The 11,099-nt window shown below is 61.3% G+C and carries 10 protein-coding genes; 3 read left to right on the top strand and 7 right to left on the bottom strand.

Annotated features, from left to right (window positions below; translation table 11 throughout):
• The 3 genes from tssM to tagH form a co-directional block, all read right to left on the bottom strand.
• A partial coding sequence (gene tssM / locus EN780_RS17855; protein ID WP_128274872.1) for a type VI secretion system membrane subunit TssM occupies positions 1-846 on the bottom strand: 846 nt, incomplete at its 3' end.
• Positions 847-868: 22 nt separating this feature from the next.
• Positions 869-2,377 (bottom strand): type VI secretion system protein TssL, long form, encoded by a 1,509-nt coding sequence (gene tssL / locus EN780_RS17850; protein ID WP_128274871.1) that lies wholly within the window; start codon positions 2,375-2,377, stop codon positions 869-871.
• Between the two features lie 305 nt (positions 2,378-2,682).
• Complete coding sequence (tagH, locus tag EN780_RS17845) at positions 2,683-3,753, bottom strand: type VI secretion system-associated FHA domain protein TagH (protein WP_128274870.1); 1,071 nt, start codon at positions 3,751-3,753, stop codon at positions 2,683-2,685.
• Between the two features lie 255 nt (positions 3,754-4,008).
• Between tagH and tssI the strand changes: the two genes are divergently transcribed.
• Genes tssI through EN780_RS17830 form a run of 3 tightly spaced genes read left to right on the top strand, consistent with a single transcriptional unit; the run spans position 4,009 to position 7,126 of the window.
• Positions 4,009-6,336: a type VI secretion system tip protein TssI/VgrG gene (tssI, locus tag EN780_RS17840; RefSeq protein ID WP_128274869.1), complete on the top strand. Its 2,328-nt coding sequence runs from the start codon at positions 4,009-4,011 to the stop codon at positions 6,334-6,336.
• Between the two features lie 8 nt (positions 6,337-6,344).
• The gene (locus EN780_RS17835; RefSeq protein WP_128274868.1) at positions 6,345-6,785 is read left to right on the top strand and encodes a DUF6484 domain-containing protein; all 441 of its coding nucleotides are present in this window, start codon (positions 6,345-6,347) and stop codon (positions 6,783-6,785) included.
• Entirely contained in the window at positions 6,785-7,126 is a 342-nt protein-coding gene (locus tag EN780_RS17830) for a hypothetical protein (protein ID WP_128274867.1), read from the top strand. The genes EN780_RS17835 and EN780_RS17830 overlap by 1 nt, the downstream gene beginning before the upstream one ends.
• A 31-nt stretch (positions 7,127-7,157) precedes the next feature.
• Here EN780_RS17830 and EN780_RS17825 read toward each other — a convergent pair whose 3' ends face one another.
• The 4 genes from EN780_RS17825 to EN780_RS17810 all read right to left on the bottom strand — a co-directional run.
• The gene (locus tag EN780_RS17825) at positions 7,158-8,138 is read right to left on the bottom strand and encodes a hypothetical protein (RefSeq protein ID WP_128274866.1); all 981 of its coding nucleotides are present in this window, start codon (positions 8,136-8,138) and stop codon (positions 7,158-7,160) included.
• 63 nt (positions 8,139-8,201) lie between these two features.
• The gene (locus EN780_RS17820; protein WP_128274865.1) at positions 8,202-9,203 is read right to left on the bottom strand and encodes a DUF4150 domain-containing protein; all 1,002 of its coding nucleotides are present in this window, start codon (positions 9,201-9,203) and stop codon (positions 8,202-8,204) included.
• The gene (locus EN780_RS17815) at positions 9,200-10,213 is read right to left on the bottom strand and encodes a 3-oxoacyl-ACP synthase (protein ID WP_128274864.1); all 1,014 of its coding nucleotides are present in this window, start codon (positions 10,211-10,213) and stop codon (positions 9,200-9,202) included. Before EN780_RS17815 ends, EN780_RS17820 begins: the two co-directional genes overlap by 4 nt.
• Positions 10,210-11,099 (bottom strand): DUF2169 domain-containing protein (locus EN780_RS17810; protein WP_128274863.1); only part of this gene is annotated, 890 nt, incomplete at its 5' end. The genes EN780_RS17810 and EN780_RS17815, both read right to left, overlap by 4 nt.

Raw genomic sequence — 11,099 nt, 5'->3', positions numbered from 1 at the left:
GGTCTGGAAGGTAGCGCCCCACACCTGGCGCCTGCGCGCCTCGTCGAAGCCGCCGAAGTAATCCATGAAACCGGCGACGAGGTCGGCCTTGGTGAAAAGCAGGTAGACCGGAAACTGGATCCTGAGCGTTTCATGGGTTTCGCGCAGGCGGCTGCGTATCTCGGTGACATGGGCATCAAGCTGCCGGTCGTCGAGGCTCATGAGATCGGCCAGGCTGACAGCCAGGATGACGCCGTTGATCGGCTGCCTGGCGCGATATTTCTTGAGCAGCGACAGGAAGGCGAGCCAGCTCTTGTTGTCGCGCGCCTTGTCGGAATCCTGCGTCGTGTAGCGTCCGGCGGTGTCGATCAGCACGGCCTCGTCGGTGAACCACCAGTCGAAGGACCGGGTGCCGCCAATGCCGGCCACCGGCTGCGCCGTGCCGGAACCGGCAAGCGGAAACTTCAGGCCCGAATTGACCAGCGCCGTGGTTTTGCCGGCGCCGGGCGGACCGATGACTATGTACCAGGGGATGTCGTAGAGAAAATTGTGCTTGCCGCTCGAGCGTTTGAGCGTCGCGATGGCCTCGCTCATGCGGGCCTCGAGCACCTGCGAATCGTCATTGCCGGCGTCGTTGCGCACGATTGCGGCTTCAAGCGCCTTTTGCGCCTTTCGTCTTTGCCAGAACCGGATCGTGTAGAAGAGTACGGCCGCGGCCACAGCCAGGCCGATGATCGCGGCGCGTAGCCACACCGGGCCCAGCGGGCGGCTATCGGCATAGCGGATCAACGGCCCGGCAAACCAGACGGCTGCCGCGAAACCGGCCAAGGCGAGGGCGTTGAGTATGCGCAGCACCCATTGCGTCATGGGCGCTTCCGGCGGGCCGCGCTCATAATGTCTCCTCCTTGGGGATCATCACATCGACGCGGCGGTTGGTGGCGCGGCCTTCCGGCGTCGCATTGTCGGCGATCGGCTCGTCCTCGCCCTTGCCGTCGGCAGTGATCCGCGACGGATCTTTGAACCCGGGCGCCATCAGCGCCTCGACAGCCTTGGCGCGGGCGACGGAGAGGTCGAAATTGGACTTGAACGTGCTCGATTTGCGTGGCTTTGCGTTGTCCGTGTGACCGACGATCCTGATCGGTCCCGGCTCGGCGTCGAGCGCCGCGGCGATGTCGGCGGCAACGGACTGGAACTCCGGTTTCAGCTCGGCCTTGCCGGGTTCGAACATCAGGACGTTGTTTATCTCGACGACGATGAAGCTGCCTTGCGTGCCCACCGCCAGCCCGCCGCGCACCAGATCCTTCGCCAGCGCTGCGCGGATGCGGTTGATCTGGGTGAGCGCGACGGGCGTTGGAGGAGGAGGAGCCACTTTCGCCGGTTCGGCCAGCGGCGCCACGCCGGCGCGCTCGATGGTGACCGGCGTCGACGGATTGAGCGCCAGCAGCTCTCCGGCCGTCGCATCGCCCTCATCGGTGATGAGAACGCGCAGCACGAAAAACGCCGCCGTCACCAGCGTCGCCGCGGCGGCCGCCACGGCCCACAATGGCAGCCGGGCCGACGGCTGCGCCATGACGGCCGCCATGCCTTGCCAGCGCGGCGAGATGTCTTGCGAGGCAGGCGGCTGGAAGTAGCGGAGCGTGTCGAAGACGTCGCGCCGGATACGCTCGAGATTGTCGCCCTGGCGCGCCAGGCCGCGGTATTGTCCTTCAAACCCCAGCGACAGGCAGCCATGCATCAATTCGAGCAGGTCGTAATGCGCTTCCGGCGCGGCGAGCAGCTTGTTCAGCGCTTCATAGAAACCCGCGCCAGCGGACTTGATGTGAAAGAACCGCGACAGCATGGCATGTCCTGCCCAGCCGTCTCCCTCGGGCCAGGGCAGGTTGCCGACAAGATCATCGGCGGTTTCGCAAAGCGCGAACTTCGCGATCCGTGCGTCCTCTTCGGCGATGCCTGACTTCTGCAGCGTCCGATCGAACTTTTCGATCGCCTCGGCGATATGCCCGGCGAGCGGCTCGGCATGTCTTTCGACGGGGATGAGCCTGAGCTGGCTGAACAGCAGCAGCAAAGGCGCGGCGGCGGCGAGGATCGGGTTTGCCGTGGGGTAGGTGATGCTGCCGGCGGCCTCGAGCAGGACGTCCTGCTGCGGCCCCGACGAGGACGCGGTCTCCAAGGGGCCGGCATTGGACGCCGCCCCTTGATAGATCACGGTTCCGGATGCCCAGCCCGGCGGCATGTGCTGTCCGCCCTGCGGATCGAAAACCGTCGAATCCCGCACGGGCATGGACTGCCCGCCATCGGCGGATGCCGGAGGCGACGGCGCCGGCTTTTGCCTGCGTCGCGGATTGGCGCGAATGACGGTCTTGCCGGCGGGGCCGAAGGGATCGTCCTTCGAGCTCATTGCTGGCCTTCCGTTCCCGCATGGCGGCCGTGCCGGCGCGCAAGACCATGCATGGGCAGAAGCAAAGAATGCGTGCCCTGCTGGCGCGGGGAGTGTCCGGTGGAAGCTAGGCTACAGAACGCGATCCCGCCGTAACATGACATTTGCCGCAGACCCCTGGGTCATTCAGCCGTAACCGCCTGGCGAACTGTCGTATGTGATCGTAATCTCAGAAGCCGCCGATTGGAACCATATGCGCGGAATGGCGCGGATTATTCTTAACGGCGGCGGTGCAGAAATCCGGCTCTAGCGCCGGATTTTACACGCTATTTTTGCTTGTCGGCCTTGGCATAGGCTTCGGCGAAATAGGCCAGGAATATGTCCAGCATGCCGTTTTCGTGGGCTTCCTCCATGGTTCGCCAGGTGGCCACGAAAGCATCCCAGGCCTGGCTCTTCTTCGAACTGAACGACGTGGGCGGTAGCTTCTTGCCGATCGCCTCGGGCGACAGGTCGTCAAGCAGCCGGGAGAGCGCCGCCTGCATGGCCGCATAGGTGGCCAATTCGTGCGTCTTGAGATCGCGGAAGGCGTCTTCGACACTGTGCCTGGCGTCAAGATAGCCGGCCCTGCGCCGCGCGAACATGATTTCCATGATGTCGTCGGTTCCGGGCACGAATTTGAGCGGATTGTTGTCGGCCGCGCTGATCATCGTGCGGTGGGTGCTCTTGGCCAGGATCTTGGCGGCCGCGCGGGCCTTCAGCAGCAAGGCCAGTTGCTCGACCGTCGTCCGCAGCACTGCGCCGATTTCGGCGGCGACTTCATGCGGGTCGCGCGATTGAAGCAGGTCCGGCGAGATACCGGCAGCCCGGGCGATATCCCTGAGGATCTCGTCCGCGCTGGGGTGCTGCGCGGCCGAAGGCGGCGGGGCGGCCTGCCGCAATGAGGACGTCGAGGCCGGCGCCTGACGCTGGTCGCGCGGACTGAAGAACGGCTCGTTGCTGAATTCCTGCGGCCGGCCCGTCGGGGCCGGCATTTCGCGTTGCGTCGAACCGGATCGCGAATGAGGGTGCCCCGTCGCGCCGCGCTCGTCGTCGAGAGACACGAAGATGACGTAGCGGCCGATCAGCAGCCGGTCGCCGTGCCCGAGGCGATGCGGCGCGGCCAGGCGCTTGCTCGATCCGTTGATGAAGGTGCCGTTGCGCGAGACGTCGTGCAGCCAGAACGCTCCCGCCTCATACCGAACCTCGCAATGCCGGCCGGAAATGAATTTGTCCGGGTCGGGCAAGGTCCAGTCGCAATTTTCGCGCCCGATTTCAAAGCTGCGGTCCCGCGATCCGTAGCCGAGGGGGAGACCTGCGGGCACGGCCTCGACATTGTTGATCTGCAGACTGATGAACATATGAATTGGCCGCGGACCGCTGATCTATTTCGCCATTCTAGCAGTTTGCGAGGACAACACGACAGCAGCCTTTCACAACTGCCTCCGGCGCAAGCTTTGCCCGCCCGTCGTTCCTTTTGGCCGGTGGGAAAACATATGGTAGGCTGAACGAAGCCTAGTGTGGCAATCCGGGAAGTCCCCGAACGTGATGCGGTTAACATAGGGGCAACTTCAAATCCATCACACTGGCGGCCGCGTCCTGGAGGGGCACGACCCATGCCGAACGAACGTGCCACGGTTGTGCAGACGCCGTTAGGCGCCGAATTGTTGACCTTCACCCATCTCGTCGGACGCGATGAGATCAGCCGTTGCTTCGCCCATACGATCGGGTTCGTCAGCACCAACCACGATGTCGATCCGCTGAAAATGCTGGGCGGCTCCGTCTCGATCGAGGGTGAGTCCGACCCGAAGCGCTGGTTCAGCGGCCTCGTCTCCGAGTTCCGGCTCACCCGCATCGAGGACCGGCTGGCCTACTATGAAGCGGTCATCAGGCCGTGGCTCTGGTTTCTCGGCAACACCACCGATTGCCGTATCTTCCAGAACATGACCGCGGTGGAGATCATCGAGAAAATATTCTCGAAATACGGCATCGCGAAATTCGAGAAGCGGCTGCAGGGGTCCTATCCGCAGCGCGAATACTGCGTGCAGTACGACGAGAGCGACCTGGATTTCGTGCAGCGGTTGATGGAGCACGAAGGTATCTTCTATTTCTTCGAATATGACGAGGGCAAGCACACGCTCATTCTGTGCGATGCGATGAGCAAGCTGAAGCCGGCTCCGGGCTACGACAAGGTGCTTTACAATTTCGAGGGGCAGGCCTCGCGGCGCGATGTCGAATACATCACCGAATGGATTCCAGGCAGTTCGGTGCGGCCCGGCGCCTACGCCCACACCGACTATGATTTCGAGAAGCCCGGCGCGGATTTGATGGCGAAATCGGCGCAGCCCTTCGGCCACAAGGAGGCCGCGGGCGAAAACTATCGCCAGCCCGGAGCGCATCTGGATGTCGGGCGCGGCGACAAGATTGCGGGGATTAGGCGCGAGGAACTTCAGGCGGTGCATCAGCGCGGCACCGCGGTGGGCACCGTGCGCGGGCTCTTTGCCGGCTGCAAGTTCAAGCTGGAGAGTTTTCCGCGCGACGACCAGAACCAGGACTATCTGGTGCTCAGCGCCGAGTACCGGCTGTTCGATCCGGGCTACCGGACCCAGAACGAGGGGCATAGCGAGAATTTCAGGATCGTGCTGGGCCTCGCGCCTACCAAATTGCCCTATCGCCCGCCGCGCATCACGCCGCGGCCGATCATGCGCGGGCCGCAGACGGCGACCGTGGTCGGCCCTTCCGGCGAAGAGATCTTCACCGACAAATATGCAAGGGTGAAGGTGCAATTCCACTGGGATCGCCTGGGCAAGAAGGACGAGAACAGCTCGTGCTTCGTGCGCGTCTCGCAAACCTGGGCCGGCAGCGGCTGGGGCTTCATCCAGATACCGCGCATCGGCCAGGAGGTCATCATTGACTTCATCGAGGGCGATCCGGACCTGCCGAGCATCACCGGCCGGGTCTACAACGCCTCGCAGATGCCGCCCTACGGGCTGCCGGGCAACGCGACGCAATCGGGCTGGAAATCGAACTCGTCCAAGGGCGGCGGCGGCTACAACGAGCTGATGTTCGAGGACAAGGCCGGTTCCGAGCTGGTCAATTTCCAGGCCCAGAAGGATCACAACCTTCTGATCAAGCACGACCGCACGAAGCTGGTCCAGCATGATCAGTCCGACCGCATCGACCATGACGCCAAGCACTCCGTCGGCCACAACCTCGACGAGGACGTCGGCAACAACAAGACGGTCAAGATCGGCGTCGACCAGACGACGAACATCGGCAGCAACGACACCGAGACGGTGGGCGCCAACCGCTCGCTGACGGTGATGGCGAATGAGACGATCCACGTCGTTTCGAACTCGACGGAGAATATCGACGCCAACCATTCGCAGACGGTGGGCATCGTGCAGACGATCACGGTGGGTGCGGCGCGCATCGATACGGTGGGGGCTTCGGAGACGAGGAGCGTCGGCGCTGTGCAGTCGAACACGATCGGCGCGTCGCGGAGCGTGACGGTGGGTATCAGTCAAAGCCACGACGTCGGCGCGTCGGACAGTTGGAACGTCGGAGCAAGCCAAAGCATACAGATCGGTTCCGATCAGGGCGTCAAGATCGGCGGCGCCCAGAACACCCAGATCAATAAGACGCATATCATCAAGGTCGGCGAGGACGCTTCGACGCAGGTCAATGGGGCGCATGAAATCAAGGTCGGCAAGAAGAGTCTTATTCAGGTCGGGGATGATTCGGCCATGGTAGTAGGCAAGAATCTAACCATTGAGGCCAAGGAGTCCGTCACCATAAAAACCGGCAGCGCAGAGATCATTATGAAAAAGGACGGAACCATTACCATCAAGGGTAAGGATATCACTGTTAAGGGTTCGGGGAAGATAAACGTCAATGCTTCGAGCGATATCATCATGAAGGGCTCGGAGATAAAACAGAACTGAGGGCACCCATGAACGATATCGACGAACGGATCGATGGCGTGGTGATTGGTCTGCTGCTTGGATTCGACGAGGGCACGCCGCTTGTGGTGTTTCCCGGCAATCCGGAGGAAGCAGCCTTACCGGCGCGGAGTCTGACCGAACTGTCATCCGACATGATCGGTTCGCAAGTGGCGCTGCTGTTCGAAAACGCTGATCCGCTGAAGCCACTGATTGTCGGGCGTATTGTCGATCCCGCAAAACGACAGACAAGTAGCCTTGGGGCCGACGCTCATGTGGTACGCGACGGCGAAACGATGAAGATCAGCGCGAGCGAGCGGCTGGAGCTAAGATGCGGCAAGTCGGTCATCATCATGGAAAAGGACGGTCACCTCACCATTCGGGGTACATACCTGGTCAGTCACGCCAGCGCCTCCAATCGGATCCGGGGCGGTTCGGTGAACCTGAACTGATGCCGAGGCCGCCTGTTCTCGAACACATCGTGCGTCAGCACGCGGAGATGGCTGCCTTCCTCTGGACGGTCTACGACCACCATCTATTGCATCCCGGCGAAAACCCCGAGATGGACGTGGATCGCCTCATCGAGCGACTGGAAGCACATCTGCTTGGGCTGCGTATTGCGGGTGTCGAAGGCAAGCGTATCGCAAAGGAACGTTTCGACGAGTTTTCCGAGGCAGGGGAACTTTTTGTGATCCGGATGCTGGAAGCGACTCGCCCACTCCCTCTCAAGCAGTTGAATCTCGACCAAGTGCGCAAATATCTGACTGCCAAGTTGCCAGTGGCTGATACCTGAAGAACTTTTGTATGATCCTCCCCCTGCCGCTCTACGATAAAGTGTAGGTAACCTCGCCCCAATCGTCTCCATCCAGCTTGTAGATTTGATGCGGGGCGAACGCCCCTAGCAACCCGGCATAGCTCGAGACGTTTATGAAATTTTCATCGACGATAGGCAGCGACGGTTCGAACGGCTCCATCTCGCCGGTCCAGCGGAAAAGTGTGCCGTCGAAGTACACAAGGACCCCTTGTCCTGTTCTTTTGATGTCCCAGAACGACTTCTTCTTGCCGAATGCGAAGACGTCGCTGAATTCCTGGAAATCGGGTGTTGAGACAATTCGTCCATTGGTTGTGAAAATCTCGATGGATCTGCCTGCCTCCAGCATCTCGACGACAGTTCCTGGATGATCAAAATCCGCTTCGCTCCACGAACCGTCGTATGCCCAAATCACAGCTCTATCCGGTACTTTCGCCGCCAAGATTGCACGCGCGAGACGTCGACCATCGCCGGCTTGACTCGCAGCATCAATCTCTGCCGTACTCTTGAATCGCTTCGTCTCCGTTCCGCCAAAATACAGTCGCCCTTTATGTTCGATGGCGCTGAAGTAGACCAGGTTCGTTGACCCATCATCGCTGCCTTTCGGGCCCGCGAGAAACCTCCAGGCCTCCGAAGGCGTGCGCATGTAGACTTGCCCCCCATAGCCGAGCGCCATTAGTCGATCGCCGATCTGCAGTATTTTTGTCATGCGACCGAACTTCCTGGCGCCTTCGGAGGCGAATCCAGCTCCGGGTATCTGCTCACGTTGACTGGCGGATTGGGAAAAATATACCACCTCCCCCTGTCCAGTCATTCCAGCGGCTTGAGCCTTGAAGGGCGGCTGCAAGGCGGTGAAGGAGATCAGGTCCGCGACCTCCTCCCGACGCCGAAGCGAAACCGAGCCATCGGCAACGCGACCGGAGGCGACGAGCCGGTCATCCTCTTCTCCCGCCGTCGCCTTGAACAGGATGTAAAGGGTCCTGTCCACGCTCACGACGCCTCCTGTTATCTCTGGTTTTCGGCTCATTGGTTGTTCAATACTCCCTCGGCATCGACCTCATGCTGTGGGCAGATGCTGCCTGTTCAGCACACCCTTGGCAGCGGAACTCATATTGCTGGAACTCTTCTCCGCACGAGCATACTTGTCCTTGATTGGCTCTGTTTGCTCGGCCACCTTTTCGCATGCCACTTCAAAGCAGTCGGCGGACACAGGATCATCGACCAGTTCAGCAAGAGCAGCCAAACATTGGTTTCTTATTTTATCTACCTTTTCGACGCCGCGTGGGTTGGCTCTTGTTGTGACTTGCTCGCCGAGTTCGGTCAGAGCATCGTCCAGGTGATGGTGCACCGTGACGTCTTCGCCAGTCGGCGGTCGAGCCGCTGAGTGGTTCACGCGAGGGATGCAGATGCAAATGCCTTGGTCCCGGCTGGGGAACGGTGGGTTCTCCATCCGATCCTCGCTATTGACGCGAAAACAGCGGTCTGGGACGATATGGTGAGCTTGGTAAGCTACACCTTTTGTCCCCGGCTTAGCCAATGGGTCAGTAGGGTCCTTTTTTGCGTTACACTTGTCGTGGATGTCCTCGAAGCTGCCGACCATGCAGTCTGCATCTCCAGAAATTCCGAATGCCGGCTTTCCGACGATCACCATTGGAGGCGCATCGCCCATGTTGCTAGCATGGTTGCTGGTCGCCATGTCGCCGAGTCGAGCGACACCCTTGCTCTCGACCTTGACGTCCGACGACCAGGCTTGAGCGTAAACCTTGCCCGTATTTGTTGAGGTGATCAGCCCTTTTTTTGCCGCCGCCCCGGCCTCATCGCCGCTGCATTTCTTATAGTAGCTGCTATTTTCCTGGCTGATAGGCTTGTTGCCGATCTTCACGGTTCCGCTGCCTGACGTCAGGTCGGAGTCGAACCCGAAATCCGGATACGGGACGGGCACGCCTGGCGGAGTTGCCGGATTCTCGGGCGGGGTAAAACATGTGTCGGGAAAGTCTGCGATGACCTTGCACCCTTGCCCCTCCGCCGAAATTTCTCTTCCGTTCGCGAAGACAGTCATCTTGCCTCCACCACGGCGGCGGCGCAGGCGCCGTCATCGCTCGAGGCCTCGATCAGGATCGGTCCCGATGGCGCGTAGCCATGTTGTACAGCCGACAGCGCCCAGCCCAACATGGCGGGGACAGCGGCCGCCCCGATGTTCCCGAGGCTCCCACCCAGTGTCCATATTGGCTGAACCGGCGACCGCTCGCGCTGGGTGCGCAGCATGGCGAGGGCACACTGCTGGAACCAGTATGTTTCGCCGACGAGATCTCCCATCTTGAGAGTGATATCTGAATGGAGGCGCCCCGACCCAGCAAATGCTTCCTTGTAAGCAATTGTCATCGCATCCCCTCTGAAGGGAATATCCATCTCGTTGTAAATATGAGCTTTCTCCCGCGCCATACCGATTCCTGTAAGGCGCATGGCGCCACCCGTGAGCGCGCAGAGGATCGCGGCAGCAGCTTCCCCCGGAATGAATCCGTTCGAGTTCGCTGGCGTCAGCAACCGCCCCCGGGCGAGATAATGGTTGACAGTTTGGGAGGTCAGATAGCTGTCCACCCCGACAATTATTACAAAAGGGGTCGCGTTGGAGGCGAGCAGGCGACGGGCCGCCTCTAACGCAACGTGGCCTGACGGGCGGCCATGGGTGATGACGCGGGAGGCTATGGGACTGGCGATTTCTGCGATTTGCTCGATCTGAGTAAGCAACTGCCGACTGTCAGGCGCCAGACGCCCGGGGCGGTTCTCCTCGGCCAGGCAGAGAATGAGGGCCGTCCTGCCGCGGGCCTCGGGTATCAGTTCGAACGCTTCGACAATGGCTGCTGCGGCCATATGGGCAAGGCGCTTAGCACCCATCCAGTTGCGCGGCAGCGGGACTGGCGCGCCGATCAGCCACTCGCCGGCGGCGCCAAGAAAACGCGTCTCCTGGAAACCGTCAAGACGCGCGCGCATCGCGGCGCAACTCGATGGCGCGTCGAGGCCAACTGCCGTCACCATGCCCGCCGCGACGATGTCGAGGTCAGCGGTCATGCGGCTTCCTCTTCATAGCGAAGCGGCGTGTTGAACTTGCGGATGTAACGTTTGTGCTTGGCATAGGCGCGTAGCATGCCGCGTGTCGGGGGACCGATCCAGCATTCCGAAAAGTCGAGGATCGTTCGCTGGAGGCGCTGCTGCACCCGCCAGACCAACGAAAACCGCCGCTTCTCCGAATCGAACAAAACCGTATCTGGCAGAAGCTCGCCCTCGAACGCTTTTTCGCGACCCCTGAACAGTGTCAGCGGCAGCGCCGTCGCCGGCATGCGGAAGCTTTCCTTGCCGGCCGGGGTCAGGTTGATCAACTGGACATCCTCGCCGCCTCTTGGATGGTCGGTCTGCTGGTCGGTTGGCGCCATCTGGAAATAACGCTCGTCGAAATCCGGCGGCAGGAATGGAAAAAAATTGTCGATCCAGTTCTGGTCGTAGGTGCCGCCATACTCGATGCGGCCGGGCCAGCCGCGCCCCATCGGACCAAAACTCATCGGTCTGTAGTCGCCGAATGGAGAGCGGATATCCTCGCCGACAGCTTGCGTGTTCGGCAGCCGGAGGCCTGGGATAAGTCGCTGGTTCTTCGTGCGCGACCAGCCGGTTCCGACCGGGTTGTATTTGTAGCTGGCTGGGAGCTTATCCTCTGGGTCCAGCCTGTCGACGCCGCCCCAGGCGACGTCGTAGGAAATCGGCAGTTTCAGGAAGGGCTGCGGCGAGGTGGCGGTAAAGAGCGGGCCGATGGCCCGCCATTCGCGGTGACCGACAACCTCGAAGAGTTTTGACCAGTTGCCGACCTTGATGCCGACCGGCACGCGTTCCGCCGGTCGGCCGCCCGGTGCGTAGGCGCAGCCATTGGCGATGATATCGCAACGCGGCTTGCGGAAAGCGAAGT

This window comes from Mesorhizobium sp. M4B.F.Ca.ET.089.01.1.1 (assembly GCF_004022605.1).
GTDB classification, from domain to species: Bacteria; Pseudomonadota; Alphaproteobacteria; order Rhizobiales; family Rhizobiaceae; genus Mesorhizobium; species Mesorhizobium abyssinicae.
Note: the sequence above shows the minus strand (reverse complement) of the source record. Positions and strands in the feature narration are given on the sequence as shown.